Genomic DNA, 21,590 nt, shown 5'->3' with positions numbered 1-21,590 from the left:
CTTATGGGTTACCTTGCTGCAGCAGTTGATTGACGTAAGTGTCAATGTCACTGGTGGTATTTTTAATGGTTGAATCGTCACATACTTTAATGTGCTGTTCTAACTCTTCACAAAGCTGTTTACCTGGAACCAGATTTAGCATGGCAAACACGCCTTTCAGGCGATGCGCTGTCTGAGCAAGCGAGGGGTAATCCTTCTCCGCCGCCTCAGTATACAGTCTCTTGACATCAGGCGGTACTGTCTCGGTAAACAGCTGAAAATAGCCTCCGCTTAGTAGCGGTGTGGCAGTCTCATCTTCGTTATTCTCCTCCATCAAATCATGGGCCAGTTGCTTCTCGATCAGCGCCAGTAGTGCATCCAACAGCGCATTGCTGAGATTAAAATTGACACGGAACTGCTGATCATTGAGTGCGTGGTGACCCATTTCGTCACCGGCCAGTAACAACGCCCAACCACTCAGTCGGGCCGGATCGTCAGTGACCAGCACATCATGTTCCTGCCCTGACAAGCGTTCGTCAGAGGTCAGGCATTTCGCCCCCCAGTTCTCCAGGTGGCGGCAAACAATTTTGTGCACATCTTCCATCGCGATATCCACCAGCACGCTGACGCCTTCCAGCAGTTTCTCTTCCTGCTCGGTTTGCTGCTCCAGCGCCAGCGGCAGTTGAATATTGTAACGCGTACCAATATCCGGTTTCGCCACAATCTCCAGGGTGCCGCCCATCTGCTTGCACAGCTGTTTACACAGGAAGAAGGCCATCCCCGATGCCTGACCAAAGCGGTCCTGGGTGGTATCGCCAAGGAACGGGAAATCGACATTGGACAACTCATCGACGGTCAGTCCCGAGCCGGTGTCCACCAGTTGCAGCAGGATACGGTCTGCTTTGCCTTCGTTGGCTTTGATCTCCAGCGAGATCTTGCCCCATTGCGTGGTGGTCAATGAGTAATGCATCAGGGTGGTCAGCACTTTTCGCAGTGCCCGACGATCGCCGAAGCGCATTTCATCATTGGCGAGGTGATTATTCACGACCAACGCCAGTCCTTTACGGCGCAGCAGCGGCAGACTCTCCAGCGCGATCTCATCTAACAATTCTTGCAGGTTAAAACGGCTGGCATCCGGTGACCAGTCATGTGCCTCCAGACGATTAAGCAGCACGATGTCATCCACCAGACGTGCCAGACCCTGACTTTCGTCGAGCAGGTCAAGCACGCTTTCATCATCGTCACGCTGGCTGAGTTGCACCAGTTGCATCACCATACTTTCCAGTGGGCGATGTAGCGCATGGCCGAGGTTATGCATCAACTGCTGGCGCATCTGGTGGTTACGATCCAGTACCTGCTGGGCTTTTTGCAGCTTTTTGTTCACCAGCAGTTCGCGATCCTGATCGCGCATCATAAACAGTTGGGTATGTGGCGACAGTACGCTACGGGCATGGCGGATCTCATACACTTCGTTATTGATCGTGGCCTGTAACACACCCTGATGCTGATCTGACATATTGATGATTTTTTGCAGATTCAGATGCGGCAGCAGATGTTCGGCGATTTTGTTGCTGAGGAGAGTGCGGTTAGTCGCGAAGTCATACACCAGCAGTCCGACCGGCAGACTGGCGACAATCTCCTCATTCAACATGCGCAGCGAGTCCAGCTCAGCGCTTTGGTTCTCATTCGGGCGCAGTGACTGCTGGCGCAGCAGGGTGATCCCCGCAATCGACAGCAGGAACAGCACCAAATTGATCAGCAGCGGCCACAGCAGATTACGCAGGGTATCCAGCGCCAGACTGGTGAGCGGCACACGATAAACCAGCTGCAATGAGGTGCTGGGCAGCGAGGCGGCAATCTCCAGATTCGGGTTTACCAACGAAACATGCGTACTTTCGCTGGATTCGTCATCGGTGCTGCTGGTCTGAGTCGCGTCCTGACGCAACTGGAAATTCTCCAGCGGCATGCTGCGTGGAATAAGATCATTCACCGGTAAATCAAAAGCCACGACCGTCGCTAAATGGCCCGGCTGATTAAAGGTGGTGCGCAGAGTGAAGTAATGATCGTTCTGCCAGGCGAAATGCCGCAGGGGCGAAAAGCTTTCGCGCTCATCCAGCGCATTGGCCTGTTGCAGCATCTCAGCACGGCGACTGTCCACCAGGGAATTGATGGCGCTTTCTTTATACCGTGTCGCCATGTCTTTCAGCGGCAGGGTAGAGATCATGATCAGACTATTATCCTGACCATTGAGGAAATACATCGACCAGGTTGGATTCTCTGCGCCCCACAGGGTGTCGAGGTAGTTGGACATGCGCATGGTCATGTCCAGCGTGCTGCTGTCGTGAGAACCAAAAATCAGCGCTTCGGTTTTACGGCGCGTTTTTTCCAGATAATAGACATCCGGGCGCAGACGGGTTTCCTGCAAACTGCTGTTCGGCGCAGAGCCAGCCGCACTGGTCGCAAGGTTTTCATAGATCTGCCAGGTGGCGAAGCGATAGGCATCGATGCGTTTCTGCATGGCGCGGGCCAGATCGGTCATGGCGTAGCGTTTTTCTGTCACCCAGGCGTTGACGCTGTTGTGGACCATTGCGCCCAGCGCCAGAAAAAGCACCAGGTTGAACACCACAAAAAAGCGGGTCACATTGCCGGATGTCAGAGGGAATTTGTAAGGCAGCATAGCGTCTCAGGCACCTGAAATTATCGCGCAACCAGTCGGGCACTGGCAGCCACGGCCAGCAGCAGCAGGGCGATAAGCAGAAATGCGCCGCTCAGGCTGATCCACTGGGATATCAATCCGATCAAAGCCGGACCTGAAAGAATACCTGCATAGCCTAAGGTTGTCATGGCGGAAATCGCCAGATTTGACGGCATATCGTGTTGATTTCCTGCCGCATTGAACAACATTGGCACCGTATTGGCGAGGCCGAAGCCGACCAACAGAAATGCCAGCAGCGCCATTAACGGCCAGGGGATCAACACGGCAAGCGTCATCCCTGCGGCGGCAGCCAGCGCACCGCCCAGCATCACCGGGTAACGACCACAACGCTGAATAATCTTATCGCCAGTGAAACGCCCCAGCGTCATGGCGACAGAAAACACCGCGTAACCCAATCCGGCCAGGCTGGGTGTCATCTCCGGGCTTTGTAACAACAGCAACGCACCCCAGTCGAGAACTGCCCCTTCCGCCAGAAACAGGATAAAGCACAGCAAGCCGAGAAACGCCACCCAGCCGCGCGGACGTACCAGCCAGGGTTGATCGGGTTGATGCAGGCGGGTGGTCATCATGCCGGGTTGACTGCGCAGCAACAACAACACCATCACCAGCATCACCACACCAACGGCAGCCAGCGGCGACAAACTTGCGCTCATCAGCAGACTCACCGTCCCGGCCCCCAGAATGCCTCCCAGGCTAAAGAAGGCGTGGAAGCCGGACATCATCGGACGGCGCGCAGCCTTTTCGACCTCAACCGCCTGATAGTTCATTGCCACGTCCAGCGTACCTAACCCGGCACCAAACAGCATCAACGTCAGCGCCATCAATAAAGTGTGGTGGGAGGTTGCCAGCAGCGGCAACATCGCCAGCACCAGCGCGGTGGAGCACAGCATCACCCGTTTACAGCCGAAACGAGCCACCAGTTTGCCGGTGACCGGCATGGCAGCCAGAGAACCAATACCCAGGCACAGCAATAACGCGCCCAGCATACTGCCGGATAAATGCAGGCGGTCGCGGGCGAACGGCACCAGAGGAGCCCAGGCTGACATGCCAAGACCATTGATCAGGAAGACGGTGCGGGTTGACCAGTGCAGATGGCGTGCGTCTTGTGGCTGTTGTGCGGCGTCCAGTGCTGTCATGAGGTTATTATCTTTCTCTATATAAAAAGGGCGATTTTAGCATCAACTCGCCGCAACAGCAGGTGCTGCGCGGGTTTAAAGACCCGTACCGTGCCATCGAAAATCAGGATTAGGAGGGCATTTTACCGACTTTTACGACGCTGCATTTTTTTTCCAGAACTTTCCTGGAGTCGGGGAAGCGAGTTGATTGAACTTAACTCAAATTATCCAACGTAGATTCAAAAGGTTAGCTGAAAAAGGGCAGGGTCGTCAGAAAGGAATTTGTGATATCTGTCACGAGTTGATGAGAAACTTGCCTGAGCGCTGCCCTGTTGCTGACCGGGAAATAATGGCTTAAGTCCTGGTCGTGATATGGCGAGTTTATTTTGGCACTGATTATCTGTGACGCCGAAGCTACTATAAATAAAAACGGCTATAAACCAATCATTAGGGGTTGGTTTAACTCGCTGAATAAATTCGAAGAAGTAATCTGTAGACGTTAATATTGCAGTCCGCAAATAATTCCAATTAACTTTGTTACGGGCGGAAATTAACATTCCGCTTTTTTATTTTATTATTAAACAAAATGTGCGGAATTAAGCAATTAATGTGATCTCAGGATTGCCTTAATTGTACCCAGTCAACTAAGTTTACGGAAAATGACAAATTGAAGTGAAATTCGGATAAAAAAATGCCGGACAATCATGTCCGGCGGGAATTTAGGGTAAACATCTCATTCGGGGTGAATGAAGGTAATAATGAAATAAATGATGATAGCGGGGGTAATTGTATTCTCTGATGGCTGAAAAGTTTTATCATTCAGTGCTGAAAGGTGGTGTTGTTCATTTTATTGATTTTAAAGGATAAAAAATCGGTTTATCAATACGTGCTATATTTTTTACCGATGCGTGCTGATTATTAGTTCCCCTATATTTACATTTAGAAATATCTATTTAATACAATGAAACACTTTTGGAAATTTAGTATCATTTTCATGATAGATTATTGCCCGGTATAAAATAACAATGGATTGCCGGCTGATTTTTATTCGCTCAGCTCGCAGTGGCATAAATAAGGCACATTACAGAGGGTAATAAAATGAAACTTCGTGTTCTCTCCCTGATGATTCCTGCGCTTCTGGTAGCAGGCGCTGCAAATGCAGCGGAAATTTACAATAAAGATGGCAACAAATTAGACCTCTACGGCAAAGTTGACGGTTTGCACTATTTCTCCGACAACGACAGCAGTGACGGTGACCAGTCTTACTTGCGCTTCGGTTTTAAAGGTGAAACTCAGATCACCGACCAACTGACCGGTTATGGTCAGTGGGAGTACCAGGCTGCGCTGAACACCGCTGAGTCACAAGGCACCGCTAACAGCTTTACCCGTGTTGGTTTTGCTGGTCTGAAATTTGGCGACGCCGGTTCATTCGACTATGGTCGTAACTACGGCGTGCTGTATGACATCGGTTCATGGACCGACGTCCTGCCAGAGTTTGGTGGTGACACCTACGGTGCGGACAACTTTATGTTCCAGCGTAGCAACGGCCTGGCGACCTACCGCAACAGCAACTTCTTCGGCCTGGTTGATGGCTGGAACTTTGCTGTGCAGTATCAGGGCAAAAACGATAACCCGACTGAATCTTCATCTGGCCGTGATGTACTGGGTGAGAACGGTGACGGTTACGGTCTGAGCACCACCTATGATATCGGTGCTGGCTTCGGTGTTGGTGCTGCGATGATGTCGTCTGACCGTACCAACAACCAGAACGGCGGTTCTGCGGGTATCCTCGGTCGTGGCGATCGTGCTGATGCCTACACCGGTGGTCTGAAATATGACGCCAACAACATCTATCTGGCGGCAATGTACACCCGTTCCTATAATGCAACCCGCTTCGGTTCCAGCGATGCCTCAGCTTATGGCTACGCCAACAAAGCGGATAACTGGGAATTGGTTGCACAGTACCAGTTCGACTTCGGTCTGCGTCCGTCTCTGGCCTTCGTCTCCTCTCGTGGTAAAGATATCGAAGGTTATGGCAGCCAGAACCTGAAAAAATATATCGACGTAGGCGCGACCTACTACTTCAACAAAAACATGTCCACCTATGTTGACTACCAGATCAACCTGTTGGACGACAACAACTTCACCCAGGCTGCCGGTATCAACACCGACGACATCGTAGCACTGGGCCTGGTTTACCAGTTCTAAGAAGTGTTGTGGAGCGTGGCCTCGTGGTCACGCTCCGGTTTTTAGCAGTGTACTCAATGCCGCGCGTAATATCCCGATCGTATCCAGTACCGCTTCACCCAGTTGCACCTGCACAATCGCGCCTTCCACCAGCAACACAATCTGACCGATCTTATCACGCTGTTCAGCGCTAAGTTTCTGCCCGATCGCTGCCGCCATCTCTCTTTTATGGCCAATAATCAGAACATTGGCTTCTGGCAGGCTATCTCCTAATTCGGCTGCGCTGTTGATAAAGGCACAGCCACGGAAATCCGCTTCATTAAACCAACTAAGCAGGGCGTCGGGCAGGGCGTCCACCAATTCTGACTGCTGCGCCAGCGCTGTGCTAAAAGCGCTCATCCAACGTTGATGGCGCTGTTGCAGGAACGCCAGAATCAGCGCGTTTTTGGCTGGAAAGTGGCGGTAAAAAGTCACTTTGGTAACGCCTGCTTCAGCAATCACCTTATCAATGCCAGTGGCGCGGATGCCCTGCTGATAAAACAGACGTTGGGCGGTGTTGAGAATGCGATCGCGGGCGGAGGCCTGCGGATCGAAGATCAGGGGTGCGAGCATAATGTCACCGATAAAATGGGGTAGACAGAATTGTCTACATACGGCAGGATGAATCAAGTAGACAGACCTGTCTACATGCAAGGAGACGATGATGCTGATTCCCCCGTTTAATGAACAGAGCGCCATGCAAAAAGTCCGCATGGCAGAGGATGCCTGGAACAGTCGCGACGCGCAGCGAGTCGCACAGGTTTACAGTGAAGACACGCGCTGGCGCAATCGCAGCGAATGTGTCAATGGCCGATCCGAAGTGGTGGCGTTTTTACAACGCAAGTGGGCTAACGAGCTGGAGTATCGACTGATTAAAGAGTTATGGGCCTGGCATCATGACCGGCTGGCGGTGCGGTTTGCCTATGAATGGCGTGATGATAGCGGCAACTGGTTCCGCAGCTTTGGCAATGAGAACTGGCACTTTGGCGCAGATGGACTGATGATCACGCGCTACGCTTGCATCAACGATTTGCCGATTGCTGAATCTCAGCGTCTGTTCCACTGGCCATTGGGGCGACGCCCGGACCATCATCCGGGCCTGAGTGAATTGGGGTTGTAGCGGCGTTTATGGCATGGCACGCCATTTTTTGGCTTTGGGTGCCTGCTGTAATTGAGGCTGAGTCGGGGGCAGACTGCCTTCCAGTGCTACTCCCGCCAGCGTGAATGCTGAGAAGCTCAGCCACTGCTGCCATTTATCCTGTGGTGTTTTTGCCTTTTCCATTTTACTGCCTCGCTGATATTCAACTCAGCGTCAACGATGCAGAATTCGTGCCACAGCACCGCTCTCAGCGCCACGCGCGCCATTCTGGCTTTGCTACACTGCGCCAGCGCTGAAGCGGTGCAACGCGGGTCTTTCTGGTGCAAAAATTTAACGCCCGCGCAGATGACGGTGGCGATAGTGTTGCCAGCATTTCAGGCTGCTGTAGAAAAACAGGCCAGCGGCCACGACAAGGATTGCATAGATCATCTGACGCTCCGGTCTTCGCGGTTGTGCAGGAACGGGTTATCCTGCGGTAGCCTGTCACCGACTTCAAGCGACTTTAGCCTGATTTACAAGCGAGTTATGCTTTGAAATAGACATTATTAAAGCGTTACAGATGAGGATTAGATGCGTTTTAAGAATATTCTGCTGACCTGTCTGGTTGTGGTCGGGGTAAGCGGTTGCGACCAAACCGCCAGCCGGGCAAGCCTGGTACTGGAAGGTAAAACTATGGGTACCGTATGGCGTGTCAGTGTTGCCGGTGTGGATGAACAACGTAAAGCAGCACTTCAGCAAGCGATACAGCAGCAGCTTGACCATGATGATGGTGAACTCTCCACCTGGAAAGCGGATTCGGTGTTGTCGCGCTTCAATCAGTATCAGGGCACAGATCCACAGCCGGTCAGTGCCGATATGGCGGATATTGTGACGGAGGCCTTGCGTATTGGACAAAAAACCGCAGGTGCTATGGATATCACCGTCGGACCACTGGTGAATTTGTGGGGGTTTGGTCCGACAAAGCAACCGGCGCATACCCCGTCAGACGCTGCAATCGCAGCAGCGAAGGCGCTCACGGGTTTGCAACATCTGCGTGTGATTCAGGCGGTTAACGGCCAGTGGCTGCAAAAAGATCTGCCGGGTTTGTATGTTGACCTGTCCACTATGGGCGAGGGTTACGCTACCGATCATCTGGCGCGCCTGATGGAGCAGCAAGGGATCACCGATTATCTGGTATCGGTAGGCGGCGCGGTGCTGAGTCGGGGTCACAATGCACAAAACCAGCCGTGGCGGGTGGCGATCCAGAAACCCACCGATCGTGAAAATGCGGTGGAGGCGCGGGTCGATTTACAAGGCCACGGTATCAGCACCTCCGGCAGTTATCGCAACTATTATGAACTGGATGGTAAACGTATTTCTCATGTTATCGATCCCAGTACCGGTCGACCGATTGAGCATAAACTGGTGTCGGCAACGGTGATTGCCACCACTGCGTTGGAGGCTGATGGCTGGGATACCGGCTTGATGGTGCTGGGCACTGAACGCGCGAAAGCGCTGGCGCTGAAGGAGCACCTGGCGGTGTATCTGATCACCAAACAGGGCGACGGTTTTACTCACTGGATGTCGCCCCAATTTAAATCCTTCCTGATTTCCGTGGATGACCACCCATAACGGAGGCGCAGATGCTGGATCTGTTTAGTGAAGAAGCGCCGTGGCAGGAGCCGCTGGCAGAAGGGGCGGTGATTCTGCGTCGCCGCGCGCGTGATCAGGCGGATGCGCTGCTGGCGGAAATATATGCTATCGCCGCGCAGAATCCGTTTGCCCATCGTATTACCCCCGGTGGACACCGTATGTCGGTGGCGATGACCAATTGCGGTGATTTAGGTTGGTCAAGCGACTCGCGTGGTTATCAATATACCGAGCAGGACAACCATAGCGGTCATAAATGGCCGCCAATGCCCTCCCTGTTCCGCGAGCTGGCACAACAGACGGCGCAGGAGGCGGGATTCAGTGGTTTCAATCCTGATGCTTGCCTGATCAACCGTTATGAACCGGGGGCAAAACTGACGTTGCATCAGGATAAAGATGAGAAGGATTTGCGACAGCCGATCGTGTCCGTGTCGCTCGGGTTGCCTGCCGTTTTCCAGTTCGGTGGTTTTGAGCGCGGCGATGCCACGCAACGCGTACTGCTGGAGCATGGCGATATCGTGGTGTGGGGCGGTCCGTCGCGCCTGCGTTATCACGGCATCCTGCCGCTCAAGCCCGGCGTTCATCCGCAGGCGGGCGCCTTCCGCTACAACCTCACATTCCGCCGTGCGCATTAATTCGTAGTGGCGCGATTTATCGCGCTACTACGGACCTGGCAGAGGCTAGGGTGGGTTGAGAATTATTCTTGCTATCATTTGACGCCCCATTAAACTGCTAGCTGCTTTTTTACTTGCTGGAACCTTTTAATGGCTCTGCTTCAGGTTGTTTATCGCCAGTTCCGCTGGCCTTTTATTGGCGTCATCCTTCTTACTTTACTCAGCGCCGCGCTTGGCATCGGCATGATCGCCTGGATCAATAGCGAGCTGATCACGGCAGTGAATACCTCGGTTGGTGTATTGCCAGAATTCCTCCTGCAACTGTTTTTGCTGATGGCGGTGACGCTGGGCTCACAGCTTTCGTTAACGTTGCTCGGGCATCAGTTTGTCTGGCGTCTGCGTGGGGAGTTTATCAAACGTATTCTCGACACCCGCGTGGAGCGTCTTGAACAGATCGGCAACGCACAACTGTTGGCCGGGCTGACCAGTGACGTGCGTGCGATTACTATCGCCTTTGTTCGCCTGCCTGAACTGATTCAGGGCATCATTATTACCCTCGGTTCTGCGCTATATATGGCGTGGCTCTCACCCAAAATGCTGCTGGTAACGTCAGTGTGGTTGGTGGTGACTCTGGTTGGCGGCTGGCTGCTGGTGTCACGCGTATATCAGCATATGGCGAAGTTACGTGAGGTGGAGGATGACCTGTATCGCGACTATCAGACCATCATTGAAGGGCGTAAAGAGCTACAGCTGAACCGTCAACGCGCGCAATTGATTTACGACAACGTCTATCAGGAAAATGCCAACAGCTATCGCCACCATATTGTGCGTGCCGATACGTTCCACCTGAGCGCGGTGAACTGGTCAAACATTATGATGCTTGGCGCGATTGGCATCGTGTTCTGGATGGCTAACGGTCTTGGCTGGGCCAATACCGCCGTGGCCGCCACCTATTCATTGACGTTGCTGTTCCTGCGCACGCCGCTGCTGGCGGCAGTGGGGGCGTTGCCGACCTTGCTCAGCGCGCAGGTGGCGTTCCGCAAACTCCATACCTTTGACCTCGCCCCCTATGAGGCGGAATTTAAAAACTTGCCTGCGATTGGTGACTGGCAAACGCTGGAACTGCGCGATGTGCGCTTCCATTATGGCGAACATGGCTTCGAAGTGGGGCCGATTAACCTGACTTTACGACGAGGCGAGCTGGTGTTTCTGATTGGGGGTAACGGCAGTGGTAAATCGACGCTGGCAATGCTGCTCACCGGCCTGTACCAGCCGCAATCTGGCGCGCTGTTGCTGGATGGTAAGGTGGTTGACTGGCATAACCTGGAGGCTTATCGCCAGCACTTCTCCGCGGTATTCACAGATGTGCATCTGTTTGATCGCCTGATCAACCGGGCAGGCAAGCCCGCCAATCCGGCATTGGTGCAGCAGTGGCTGGAACGCCTGAAAATGCAGGATAAATTGAAGCTGGCAGGCAACAAGGTGTTGAACCTGCAACTGTCGAAAGGGCAGAGCAAGCGTCTGGCGCTGCTGTTGGCCGCGGCCGAGGAGCGTGACATCCTGCTGCTTGATGAATGGGCAGCCGATCAGGACCCGCACTTCCGTCGTATCTTCTATCGTGAATTGCTGCCGTGGTTACAGGAGTCGGGCAAGACGGTGTTCGCCATCAGCCATGACGATCACTACTTTATCCATGCTGACCGCCTGCTGGAAATGCGTGATGGCAAACTGAGTGAATTGACCGGCAGAGAACGTGAAATGGCGACGCTCGATGCGGTAAAACGTACCGATACCGGCCATTAACGCCAACTGGCAAAGCTTAGCGGAAAGGGTTATTGGGCAGCGGAGGCGGAGCGCGCTAAGTTAACCACCAGCAGAGACTTCGGTTTCTGCCTCCCTGGAACATTTTCTGTCGTCTTGTGTTGTTACCGGCTCTGGAGGGTTCTGAGCCGGTTTTTTATTGCCCGGCAAGCGGGTGAGTCACCAGCGTGATAATGCGTTGAGCTTCACAACAAAAACGCGCCTGCAAAGCAACGTCCTGATTAAATCCATTACCAAAATCGGCGGTTAAGCGCAGTACGGCGCTACCGGTGGTCAGATCGGCCGCGCACAATGCGGCCTGCAAGAAATCCATTGGCTGATGTAACTGCGGCCACAGCGCTTTGTAAAGACTCTCCTTCAGGGAAAACAGCAGCGTCGCCCCCTGGGCAAAAGGAAGCGCCAGTTGTTCCAGCAACTGGCGTTCCTGGGTGTTCATCAGCATTTCTGCCGTTTCCCGGGCAGTATCGTTGCTCATCACCTGTTCCACATCCACCCCGACACACAGCGGCTCTCGCGTGGCCGCCATCACCACCTGATTATGGCTGTGCGATAGCGAAGCCTGAATGCCAGCAGGCCAGCAGGGGGAACGATCCGCCGCATTACGCAGCACGAAGCCCTCCACGCCCAATTGCAGCAACGCTTCACGCGCCAGCCAGCGGCTGGCGAGGTGTTCCGACTTACGTTTGACCACAGCGTTTGCCAGCGCAGCGGGTAGGGGGAGTTGCCAGCGCTGATGCAGATCGGCCTGCCAGTGCTGTTGCTCGAATTGACACCCGGCCAGCAGCAGAGATCCAGACGTTAAACCGGCAGCAGTGAAAAAAGGTGAGTCTGGGAGGGCAAGCGGTGAGGAGAAGGTAAACATAGAGAATCACGGCTGACGGAAAAAGCTATTTAATCAGTCAGCCGGAGAGAGGGCAAGCTCAGCGCTCACCGTCTTTAGTCATTGGGGGGAATGGCAAAACTCTTGATCGATACCACAAAATGCTGATGGCCTTTGCTGATGCGCGCTCCGCGATCGCACCAGCGAGACGCCAGGCGGAAGAAATCGTCGCTACCGATATCGTAAGCCAGTTCGACTTTGCTGATACCGGAGTGCAGGAGTTCTTCAGCGTCCTGCAGGTTTTTTGCTTTGATGACCATATCGGTTTTCCATCGAAAAACAGGAAGCTATAAGGTAGGGGATGTCTGTGACAGTTTTGTTTCAATCAGATGAATTGCTGTCACAATCTGCCAAAAGTGTGATCCTGGTCCATATTGATTGCTTACGGTAACTGACTGATGTTTTGGATAAAAACATTGTTAAAACTGATTTTTTTCTGATAAAGCTTAATCAGTTCCCCAACAGGAGGTTGAGATGACAGTACCCCGGCTTACTACCCCGCGTTTGCTACTTGAACCCTTACAAAGCGACGATGCTATCCAGATACAACAGGTTTTTCCGCGCTGGGAAATTGTGCGTCATTTAACCAATGCGGTGCCCTGGCCCTATCCGTCGGACGGCGCCCGTTTTTTCGTTGATCAGGTCGCGTTACCGGCTATGGTCGCGGGACAGGCATGGCACTGGAGCTTGCGTCATCGCTCGGATCCGGATCGGCTAATCGGCCTGATCTCGTTACGCGCAGGCGATGAAGATAACCGTGGTTTCTGGCTGGTACCGGAGTGGCAGGGGCAAGGATTGATGAGTGAAGCCTGTACTCTGATAACGGATTTCTGGTTTCAGACCCTGCAACAACCCCGTTTACGCGTGCCAAAAGCGATGGATAACCAGGCGTCACGACGGATCTCAGAACGCAGCGGGATGCGACTGATTGAAACCTTCAGCAAAGCCTTTGTCGGTGGAGAAATGCTGGCGGGCAATTGGGAAATCACGCGCGACGAGTGGCTGGCGCAACGCCCGTCGTTATGAGCGACTCTCGCGGCGGGTGAATAGCCACATCATGTAGGGGGCACCGAGCAAGGTAGCAACCAGCCCTGCCGGAAGTTCCTGTGGTGCCAGCAGGTTGCGCCCGATCCAGTCGGCCACCACCATCATCAGTGCGCCACAGGGAATGGCCAGCAGTAACTGCTGGCCGGGGCGACGGGCACCCAGCAGGCGGGCAATATGCGGGGCGGTCAGACCAATAAAGGATATCGGACCGACGGTAAGCGTAGCCCCTGCTGTCAACATGGCGATCAAACCCAGCGTGAGCAGACGTGTTTGCGCCAGCGCGATTCCCACCGCACTGGCACAGGTGGGGCCGAGCGGCAGAATCATCATCCAGCGACGGAACAACCCCGTCAGCACGCTGAGCGTCAACGCCAGCAGTAGCGCGGTTACGGCATCGCCAGGCATGATGGTATAGGTTGAACCAGAGAGCCAACTCAACAATGTCACGGCACGTTCGTCTCCGGAGGCGATGATGGTTGCCACCAGGGCCTGGAACAGCGCGCTGATGGCGACGCCGACCAACAGCACGCGATCGGCTGCGAAATGGTGACGACGCGAGAAAGACAAAATCATCAGTAGCGCCAGCAGTGCCCCGGCGCTGGTAACGGCAAAACGCAAACTGTGCGACACCTCTCCGGTCACCAGGGTTAATGCCAGCATTCCCAACGCCGCCCCGGCACTGACCCCCATCATCTCCGGGCTGGCCAGCCGATTACCACTAAAGCGTTGTAGCAGCACGCCTGCCGCAGCCAGCATCATCCCCGCGGCACAAGCCGCCAGGGAGCGTGGCCAGCGCCAGGGCAGCAGTGGCGACAGCGGGGACAGTGACGCCATGCTCCAGCCGTTGGGCGCGCGGCCAAAAACCAGCGAGAGCAGGAGAGTCAGCACCAGTAACAGAAACAGAGTGAGGCTAAGCAGATACAATCGACCATCCGCAACCTGTGCCCCCTCAACGGCAGCATTAACCGAGCTGAACGGTACTGACGGGGTGCGCATTCTGAGCAGCAACCAGAGGATTAGCGGTGCGCCAAACAGCGCGGTCGCAGCACCGGTTGGCACCAGTTCCCCCAATGCGTTGGCGAACGGTTGCACTGCCTGATCGGTGGCCCACAGTAATAGCGCGCCACATAACGGGGCCAGCAGTAATCGCTGTGCCAGACGGCGGGCACCGAGTAACTGTGCCAGAGCCGGCGCAGCCAACCCGACAAAGCCAATCACTCCCACGGCACTGACTACTGCGGCGGTCAGCAGGACTGCCAGCGAAAATCCTCCCAGCCGCACATAGCGACTGGGCAAGCCGAGACTGCTGGCGTGCATGTCTCCCAACCCCAGCAGTTGCAACGGACGACATAACATCAGCGCCAGCAGCCAGCCGACCAACAATTGTCCACCGAGCAAACGGACATTGCCCCAGCCCTGCTGCACCAGTGAGCCGGCTCCCCAGATAAATAAACTGTGCAAATACGGGGCGTATAACAATTGCAGCACCGTGATTAACGAGCCACAGAATAAACTCACCACCAACCCGGCAATGGCGACCCTGGAGGGCTCCAGCCCACGCGAGGCCGCAAGCGTCAGTACCAGCACGGCAGCGATAAGCGCACCGGCGAGGGTGATCCAGGAACTGGCTGCCAGCCAGTGCGGGAGAAATACGGTGGTCAATGACAGGGCAAGTTGTGCCCCGTCAGCAACGCCAAGTGTCATTGGCTCAGCCAGTGGATTGCGCAGCGTTTGCTGAAACAGTAAGCCTGCCAGCCCCAGCGCGGCACCGCATAACAGGCTGATTGCCAGACGAGGCAGCCAGCTCTGCAATACCAACAACCGGTGAATATCAGGGTTCGCCGTCCAGGGGAGCAACGCGCGCCACTGCGCTGCGGGTAACAATTGTGTCAGGTTGTGCAGGCTCAGTAGCACAGCCAACAATAACGCGATAGCTGACCCGCGCTTCATGCTGCCAGCACCGCGGATAACTGTTGGGCAAAACGAATCGCAGAAGGCAGCATGCCAAAGCCCCAAAACGCCGGTAATGCTGCGCTATGGCCGGCCTGTACCGCAGGCAAAGCCTGCCATAGCGCATTGTCTGTCAGGCCGTGCGTCATATTGGTGGGTAACGGGGTAAAATAAAGGATCCGCGCATCATCCCTCACTGCCAGACTATCCAGCCCGGTGACGCTAATCCCCCAGTAATCGGTAGTCTGGTGCCAGCCGTTAGTAAGCCCTAAAGCATCCAGCACATCCTGAAACAGGCTGTGCTGACCATAGATACCGATATGGCGCGCATCGAAAAAGCGGATCAGGAACAGGGGGATATCTGGTTGTCGCGACTGGGTCACTGGCTGCAACGCGTTTGCCGCCTCAGCGATTAACCGTGCCGCCGCAACCTGTTGCTGACACAGTTCACCCAGTTGATGGGTTGCCGTAATGGCGTGTTGATACGGAGTGCCACTGTCGCTGTAAATGGCAAAGGCGCGTACCGGTGCGATACGCTCCAGCATTGCGCGCTGTGACTCCTGGCTGGAGTTGATCAGGATATAGTCCGGCGCCAGTTGTTGTAGCCACTCCAGATTGGGTGCCAGGCGCAATCCAACATCGGGAACCTGTGCCGGGATTACCGGGGTCACCACATTGTCGTGGTAACCCGCGATCTCGGCGACGCCAACCGGGACCACCCCGATGGCCAGCAGCGTTTCCACCAGTCCCCAGTCGAGTACCACTAAACGGGGAGCGGGCAGAGAAGACGCACCAACCCGACACGCCATACCCGCTAGCGGGAGCAAGGTGATCGTTTGCAGAAAAGTGCGTCTTCTCATCTCATTACCAGCGGTAGCGCGCCGTTGCCAGCACGTCAGCACCTGCGGCATAGGTGCAGGTCGAGGCGCTGTAGCAAGAGGCAACATAGTGACGGTCCAGCAGGTTGCTGGCATTCAGGCTGAACAGCCAGTGCTCACCGATGTCGTAGTGGATACCGGCATCCATCACCGTCGCAGAGGCTACACGAATGGTGTTGGAGGTATCTTTACTGGCCCCGATATAACGCACCCCGGCATTGATACCAAAGCCCTGCAATGCGCCTTGATGGAAGGTGTAATCCAGCCAGGCTGAGGCGGTATTGCGCGGCATTCCCCACAGACGTTTGCCTTGCATCGAGGTTGTACCACCGTCCAGCGTGGTGGCGCTGTCGTTGGAGTCGATGGTGACGGCATTCAGCCAGGTATAGGCGGAGATCAGCGTCAGGTTTGTCGTCAGGTTGGCGTGAGCCTCAACTTCAACCCCTTTTGACCGGACTTTACCTGCCTGAGTATCGTAGCCTGAGTGCACAGGATCGCTGGTCAGTACGTTCTTCTCGGTCAAATCAAACCATGAGGTAGTGATAAAGCCATTGAAGCCAGTTGGCTGATATTTCACCCCCACTTCATATTGATTAGCGGTGGTCGGTTGTGCCATACCGCCGCCATACAGGGTACCCACCTGCGGGATAAAGGATTTGGCAAAGCTGGCATAGGGCGCGATGCCATTATCAAACTGATATACCAACCCGGTACGCCAGGTAAAGGCACGGGCGGATTGTTCGGTGGAAGAGTCAGTCACCGGATTGACATCATCCGCATGAGCCCAATCCTCGCGGATACCCAGCAGGTAGCTCCAGTTGCCCAAGCGCATCTGATCCTGGGTATATACGCCCAGTTGTTTCTGGCGAATATGGTCGTCCGAACTGGTGGCTGGCATGGTGATGTCGCTGTATTGCGGGGCGAAGGCATCAATGGTTGACGCGGCACCTAAACCGACGGTTTCGCGATACAGCACGCGTTGGAAATCGACGCCTGACAGCAGTTGGTGCGACAGCGCGCCAGTATTGAACTCCGCTTCTAACTGATTATCAACGGACAGTGTTTTCGCCTGCTCGTGGTTAAAGAAGGCGTAGCGATTTAATACCCGGTCAGAGCCGCTGGCGTAACCGTTGGTGAAGACATTCTCGAGGTTATCTTTCACGTCGCTGTAATGCACATTTTGCCGCATCATCAGGCTGTCGTTCAGACGATGCCAGAATTCGTAGCCAACCGAGAACTGGGTGCGTGAATGGTGATCAAAATTGGCATCGCCAAGGTTGGTCTGCGGTGAGATTTTCCCATGCGGGCCGCTGTACACGCTGCCAACTGCCGGGACAAAGTTGTAGTAACCCACATCCGGATCACGTTGATACTTCGCCAGCAGCGTCAGTGAAGTATCGTCATTCGGCTTCCAGGTGATGGCTGGCGCGACATACACATGCTTCTGGCGGGTGTCATCCACCTGGGTTTTGCTGTCAGTGGCGCTGGCCGTCAGGCGATAGAGCAGGGTGCCGTCATCGTTGGCCTTACCGCCAACGTCAAAGCCGGTTTGCAGATGGTCATGGTTGCCTGCGGTGACAAACACCTCGTGTACTGGCGTCTCGGTGGGTTTTTTGCTGGTCAGATTGACCACCCCGCCCGGATTCACCTGGCCGTACAGCACCGAGGCTGGGCCGTGCAGCACTTCAATGTTGCTAAAACCATAGGTGTCATAATTGGCGATGGCATAGCCGAAGCTGCTGTCACTCGGCATGCGTGCACCGTCAAGGAACTGCTCCAGATAGAAACCGCGACTGAACATATACCCGGCGCCACTGCTGGATGCACCTCGAATCTCTGAAACCACGCCGGAGGTATAACGCAGCGCTTCTGCGGCGGTTTGTGCGGCCTGCAAATCCATCTGCTTACGCGTCACGCTGGATACTGATTGCGGCACCTCAATCTTCGGGGTGGCGGTTTTGGTGGCACTGGTGGTGCTGGTGGCGACGACGCCACTGCCATCCATGTGCTGTAGCGGGTTATTCTGCGCGTTGGCGGTGACCACCATTTGCTGATCGGCGGCACTGCTTCTGCATGCGATTAGCATTAACGCCATCATGCTGAGTGCGAAAGGCGCTTTGCTCATGCCTGTCATTTTGCACATCAATTTTCCCTATCTTTGAATAAGTTAAAGAAATGCTCACCATTAAAAAGTGCATACTGGATAAGGCTTTTTTGACTCGCGTTACGATAAGGAAAGGGCAGCGTAACGGGGAATCATGACCAGGAGAAGGCGAATGATAATGATTTTATTTCTTATTAAAAGATGGCGGATGTCTGCTAATCTGTGTCTTTATAACTAACCCTGAAAATGCGACAAAGGTTGTCGCAAACGACAAATCGTTACGCGTTTTTCAGGTATCCGGCGAGAGGGGTGATGAAAGGTCAGATTCCGCAACTGAAGCCTGAGATGCTGAGTGCAACCTCGGTACCTACCGCGGTTTCCTATTTTTATGCCCGTGAGCAGGCGCAGGCCTGGCACTCCCACGCAACGGTACAGTTGACCTGGTGCAGTCGTGGTGCCATCACCATTCACACCGCGCAGGCAAGCTGGACGTTGCCCCCCTGGCGTGGACTATGGATCCCTTCGGGGCTGCCACATCAAACCCATGCTCAGGCGGGGACGCAAACCCATAATCTCTACCTGTCTGAAACCGGTGAGAAGAAATGTATCGAAGCACTGTGCCCGCTGCGGGTGACGCCCCTGGTGCATCAGTTGGTCAACGAACTCAGTGCGCAGCACCCGGCGCGCAATGCACTGATTCTGCCGCTGCTATGCAATGAATTAAGCCAGGCCCCTGCGGCTACGGTGGGGTGTCTGCCGGTGGTGACCGAGCCGAGATTGCTGGCGCTCACCGGAATGCTGACCATGCACCCCGGTAACCACCAAACGCTGGCAACCCTGAGCCTGCGTGCCGGCACGACGTCACGCACCATTGCCCGTTTGTTTCGCCAGCATACGGGCCTGACATTTGCGCAGTGGCGGCAGCAGTTAACCATCATGACCTCCATCAACCAGTTATCCCAGGGAGTGTCGGTGGAAGAGATCGCTCAACAGCAGGGGTATTGCAACGGCAGCGCATTGATTGCCATGTTCAGCAAGGTGCTGGGCATGACGCCACAACGCTATTTTGCGCTCAGGAGTTAATGTGCTCCTTGCAGTAGCGGCGTTTCCAGCTTGCTGGGGTCAGCCCGGTATGTTTACGAAAAATCTGACGAAAGTAGCTGGTGTCGTTGAATCCGCACTGTCGTCCCACCTCAGTTAACGACAGCGAATTATTGATCAGCAACTTTTCCGCCATCAGAACGCGCTGGCGGTGGAGGGCCTCCGTCAGCGTCAGGCGAAAGGTGCGGCGATAGACACGCCCAAGATAATCCGCGTTGCAGTGCAACTCTTTTGCCAGTGATGATGTGGAAAGCGGCAGGTGGAATTGCGTGCGGATGATCTGATTGGCTTTCCACGCCAATGCCAGGCCGGGACTGTCATTGGTGCTTTCCTGCGGGCCGGGCGCGGCAATTTGTTGCAGGATCAGCAACAAAATACACTCCAGCGAGATGCTGCGATGAATGTTTTCCTGCTCGCTGAGAAACTGACGAAACAGCGAAATGACGTATTGGGGATCGCTGACGCGTGTGTGCTGCGGGATGTTCAGCAGTGTCGCATGTAACCCGGCTGCCGATGTGGCTTTCAGCCAGTCAAAATGCAACCAGTAGAATTTGAGGTCGGCAGGAAATGTTCCTTCACCCACATGACGATGGCCGGGTCGCAGCAGCAAACTCTCTCCAGCCTGCACAGTGAACAGGCGATCGTCTTCGCGGATTTGCAGTTGTCCTCGTTCAACAAAGATGACTTCCCACGAGGTCAGAATCCGTGCCGGATGGCTTCCTACCCCACGCGAAATGAACAACCCGCCATTTTGCACCTGAATCGGAAATGCTATGGATAATTCGAGCATTGATATTCAATTTTCCGCTTTTTATGTTATGTGAAATACGATTTCTTATTGATTATTAATCATAAAATCTTCATTCGCTCGATCCAGTTCACACTTTGTTAATCAGGTCGGAATTACCCCTTTTTTATACTTTTCCCTTCCCTTGTTGCACGGCATATTCCGGGCAGAATAAATCCGTACCTGAAAATAAGCCCGCCCTGATGCGGGTAATGGACTCTGACCCTGATGAGGAGTTTGCAATGACTTCTACCCCGATTACCCACACCGAATTGACGCAGCAGGCAGCGAGTGATTCGCTCTCTCTGCGTGAGAAAATCGGTTACGGGCTGGGTGATGCCGGTGGCACGGTGATCACCTGCCTGATCATGAATTTCCTGACATTTTTCTATACCGATGTGTTTGGCCTGACACCTGCGCTGGTCGGGACGCTGTTTATCGCGCTGCGCGTGTTTGATGCCGTATCCGACCCGATTATGGGCATTGTGGCAGACCGTACTCAAAGTCGCTGGGGACGTTTCCGTCCGTGGCAGCTGTGGATCGCGGTACCGATTGGCATTATCGGCGTACTGACCTTTACCGTCCCTGACGTCAGTATGAATATGAAGATCATCTGGGCGTTTGGTACTTATCTGCTGCTCTCCGTCAGCTACACCGCGATTAACGTGCCTTACTGCGCATTGATCAACACCATGACCAGCCGCCACAGCGAAGTGATTGCCTGCCAGTCATGGCGTTTTGTGCTGTGCGGTGTGGCGGGCTTTTTGGTATCGGTGGGGCTGCCGTGGCTGGTATCGACCCTGGGCAAAGGCAATGCGGCGCAGGGATATCAGCTCGGTGTCGGTATCCTGTGTAGCGTGGCGGTAGTGATGTTTCTGTGCTGCTTTTTCTGGGTGCGTGAGCGTGTCTCGCTGGACAGTATGGGGAAATTTACCCTGCGGGAACATCTGGCAGGGCTGCGCAAAAATGACCAACTGCTGCTGATGCTGCTGATGTCGTTCCTGCTGATCAATGTGTTCAACATTCGGGGGGGCGGCTACATGTACTTCATCACCTACGTGTTGCAGGGCAGTACCGCTTACACCTCGCTGTTTTTTACCATGGTGACTTTTGCTTCGATTCTTGGCTCGGTGCTGGTCAGCCCGCTGTCAAAACGCGTGGATACCGTCAGGCTGTATTATTGGACCAACATCGTGCTGGCTGCGCTGGCGGTATTAATGTGGCTCTTGCCCACCGGCCCGGCGTGGCAAACCCTCTGGCTGGTGGTGATCCTTGGCAATGGGATTATCCTTGGCTTCACGCTGCCGCTGCATTTTTCACTGATGGCCTTTGCCGATGATTACGGCGAGTGGAAAACCGGCGTACGTTCTTCGGGGATGAACTTCGCCTTTAACCTGTTTTTCATCAAGTTGGCCTGGGCCTCCAGTGCCGGCATCATCAGTCTGGTGTTTATTTTCGTCGCCTATCAACCAGGTGCAGCTAACCAGACGGCGGTATCTCTGCACGGCATCACCAGCATGGAAACCTTGTTGCCTGCCTTTTTCCACCTGCTGCTGGCGTTCACCATTCTCGCCTGCAAACTCAAAAATCCCATGATGGCGCGCATTGCCAGCGATCTGCGTGTTCGCCATGTCCAGTCTTAAG

The 21,590-nt window shown here is 54.5% G+C and carries 18 protein-coding genes; 8 read left to right on the top strand and 10 right to left on the bottom strand.

Features of this window, described 5'->3' with window-relative positions:
- Position 1 precedes the first annotated feature (1 nt).
- Both rcsD and AC6I8T_RS14360 read right to left on the bottom strand, forming a co-directional pair.
- Entirely contained in the window at positions 2–2,653 is a 2,652-nt protein-coding gene (gene rcsD, locus AC6I8T_RS14365) for a phosphotransferase RcsD (RefSeq protein ID WP_208725565.1), read from the bottom strand.
- A 23-nt stretch (positions 2,654–2,676) separates the two neighbouring features.
- Positions 2,677–3,831: an MFS transporter gene (locus AC6I8T_RS14360; protein ID WP_208723930.1), complete on the bottom strand. Its 1,155-nt coding sequence runs from the start codon at positions 3,829–3,831 to the stop codon at positions 2,677–2,679.
- 1,077 nt (positions 3,832–4,908) lie between these two features.
- Here AC6I8T_RS14360 and ompC point away from each other — a divergent pair.
- The gene (gene ompC, locus AC6I8T_RS14355; protein ID WP_208723931.1) at positions 4,909–6,018 is read left to right on the top strand and encodes a porin OmpC; all 1,110 of its coding nucleotides are present in this window, start codon (positions 4,909–4,911) and stop codon (positions 6,016–6,018) included.
- Between the two features lie 27 nt (positions 6,019–6,045).
- Here ompC and AC6I8T_RS14350 read toward each other — a convergent pair whose 3' ends face one another.
- Positions 6,046–6,609 carry a TetR/AcrR family transcriptional regulator gene (locus AC6I8T_RS14350; protein WP_497834062.1) on the bottom strand — a complete coding sequence of 188 codons (564 nt, stop codon included), beginning with the start codon at positions 6,607–6,609 and terminating at the stop codon, positions 6,046–6,048.
- A gap of 91 nt (positions 6,610–6,700) precedes the next feature.
- Here AC6I8T_RS14350 and AC6I8T_RS14345 point away from each other — a divergent pair, with 91 nt between their 5' ends.
- Positions 6,701–7,156 carry a nuclear transport factor 2 family protein gene (locus tag AC6I8T_RS14345; RefSeq protein WP_208725566.1) on the top strand — a complete coding sequence of 152 codons (456 nt, stop codon included), beginning with the start codon at positions 6,701–6,703 and terminating at the stop codon, positions 7,154–7,156.
- 6 nt (positions 7,157–7,162) lie between these two features.
- Here the strand turns inward: AC6I8T_RS14345 and AC6I8T_RS14340 are convergent, their stop codons facing one another.
- Complete coding sequence (locus tag AC6I8T_RS14340) at positions 7,163–7,318, bottom strand: hypothetical protein (RefSeq protein ID WP_208723933.1); 156 nt, start codon at positions 7,316–7,318, stop codon at positions 7,163–7,165.
- A gap of 387 nt (positions 7,319–7,705) precedes the next feature.
- Here AC6I8T_RS14340 and apbE point away from each other — a divergent pair, with 387 nt between their 5' ends.
- From apbE to AC6I8T_RS14325, 3 genes are all read left to right on the top strand, one after another.
- Positions 7,706–8,746: an FAD:protein FMN transferase ApbE gene (apbE, locus tag AC6I8T_RS14335; protein WP_497829300.1), complete on the top strand. Its 1,041-nt coding sequence runs from the start codon at positions 7,706–7,708 to the stop codon at positions 8,744–8,746.
- Positions 8,747–8,757: 11 nt separating this feature from the next.
- Positions 8,758–9,399, top strand: a complete 642-nt coding sequence (gene alkB / locus AC6I8T_RS14330) for a DNA oxidative demethylase AlkB (protein ID WP_021185040.1) — start codon at positions 8,758–8,760, stop codon at positions 9,397–9,399.
- 129 nt (positions 9,400–9,528) lie between these two features.
- Positions 9,529–11,181 carry a multidrug ABC transporter permease/ATP-binding protein gene (locus AC6I8T_RS14325; RefSeq protein WP_208723935.1) on the top strand — a complete coding sequence of 551 codons (1,653 nt, stop codon included), beginning with the start codon at positions 9,529–9,531 and terminating at the stop codon, positions 11,179–11,181.
- Between the two features lie 154 nt (positions 11,182–11,335).
- On the opposite strand, the gene AC6I8T_RS14320 is transcribed toward AC6I8T_RS14325, so the two are convergent.
- Positions 11,336–12,061, bottom strand: coding sequence for a 4'-phosphopantetheinyl transferase family protein (locus tag AC6I8T_RS14320; RefSeq protein ID WP_497834061.1), 726 nt, complete (start codon positions 12,059–12,061; stop codon positions 11,336–11,338).
- Between the two features lie 74 nt (positions 12,062–12,135).
- Positions 12,136–12,339 (bottom strand): hypothetical protein, encoded by a 204-nt coding sequence (locus tag AC6I8T_RS14315; protein WP_013509840.1) that lies wholly within the window; start codon positions 12,337–12,339, stop codon positions 12,136–12,138.
- A gap of 214 nt (positions 12,340–12,553) precedes the next feature.
- On the opposite strand from AC6I8T_RS14315, the gene AC6I8T_RS14310 reads away from it, so the two are divergent.
- Positions 12,554–13,105, top strand: coding sequence for a GNAT family N-acetyltransferase (locus AC6I8T_RS14310; RefSeq protein ID WP_208723937.1), 552 nt, complete (start codon positions 12,554–12,556; stop codon positions 13,103–13,105).
- Here AC6I8T_RS14310 and fhuB read toward each other — a convergent pair.
- Genes fhuB through AC6I8T_RS14295 form a run of 3 tightly spaced genes read right to left on the bottom strand, consistent with a single transcriptional unit; the run spans position 13,100 to position 18,097 of the window.
- Positions 13,100–15,076, bottom strand: a complete 1,977-nt coding sequence (gene fhuB, locus AC6I8T_RS14305; protein ID WP_208723938.1) for a Fe(3+)-hydroxamate ABC transporter permease FhuB — start codon at positions 15,074–15,076, stop codon at positions 13,100–13,102. The two genes, AC6I8T_RS14310 and fhuB, sit on opposite strands and share 6 nt — an antisense overlap.
- Positions 15,073–15,936: an ABC transporter substrate-binding protein gene (locus AC6I8T_RS14300; protein WP_497834060.1), complete on the bottom strand. Its 864-nt coding sequence runs from the start codon at positions 15,934–15,936 to the stop codon at positions 15,073–15,075. The genes fhuB and AC6I8T_RS14300 overlap by 4 nt, the downstream gene beginning before the upstream one ends.
- A gap of 4 nt (positions 15,937–15,940) precedes the next feature.
- A complete protein-coding gene (locus AC6I8T_RS14295; RefSeq protein ID WP_497834059.1) occupies positions 15,941–18,097 on the bottom strand; it encodes a TonB-dependent siderophore receptor in 2,157 nt (718 codons plus the stop codon).
- Positions 18,098–18,370: 273 nt separating this feature from the next.
- On the opposite strand from AC6I8T_RS14295, the gene AC6I8T_RS14290 reads away from it, so the two are divergent.
- Positions 18,371–19,141, top strand: a complete 771-nt coding sequence (locus AC6I8T_RS14290; protein ID WP_208723941.1) for an AraC family transcriptional regulator — start codon at positions 18,371–18,373, stop codon at positions 19,139–19,141.
- Here the strand turns inward: AC6I8T_RS14290 and AC6I8T_RS14285 are convergent.
- Positions 19,131–19,949, bottom strand: coding sequence for a helix-turn-helix domain-containing protein (locus tag AC6I8T_RS14285; protein ID WP_497834058.1), 819 nt, complete (start codon positions 19,947–19,949; stop codon positions 19,131–19,133). The genes AC6I8T_RS14290 and AC6I8T_RS14285 overlap by 11 nt on opposite strands.
- Positions 19,950–20,188: 239 nt before the next feature.
- Here AC6I8T_RS14285 and AC6I8T_RS14280 point away from each other — a divergent pair, with 239 nt between their 5' ends.
- Complete coding sequence (locus AC6I8T_RS14280; RefSeq protein ID WP_208723943.1) at positions 20,189–21,589, top strand: MFS transporter; 1,401 nt, start codon at positions 20,189–20,191, stop codon at positions 21,587–21,589.
- The last annotated feature ends 1 nt before the right edge of the window (position 21,590 follow it).

Source organism: Pantoea sp. X-Soil-OKNW-556 (assembly GCF_059730695.1).
Note: the sequence above shows the minus strand (reverse complement) of the source record. Positions and strands in the feature narration are given on the sequence as shown.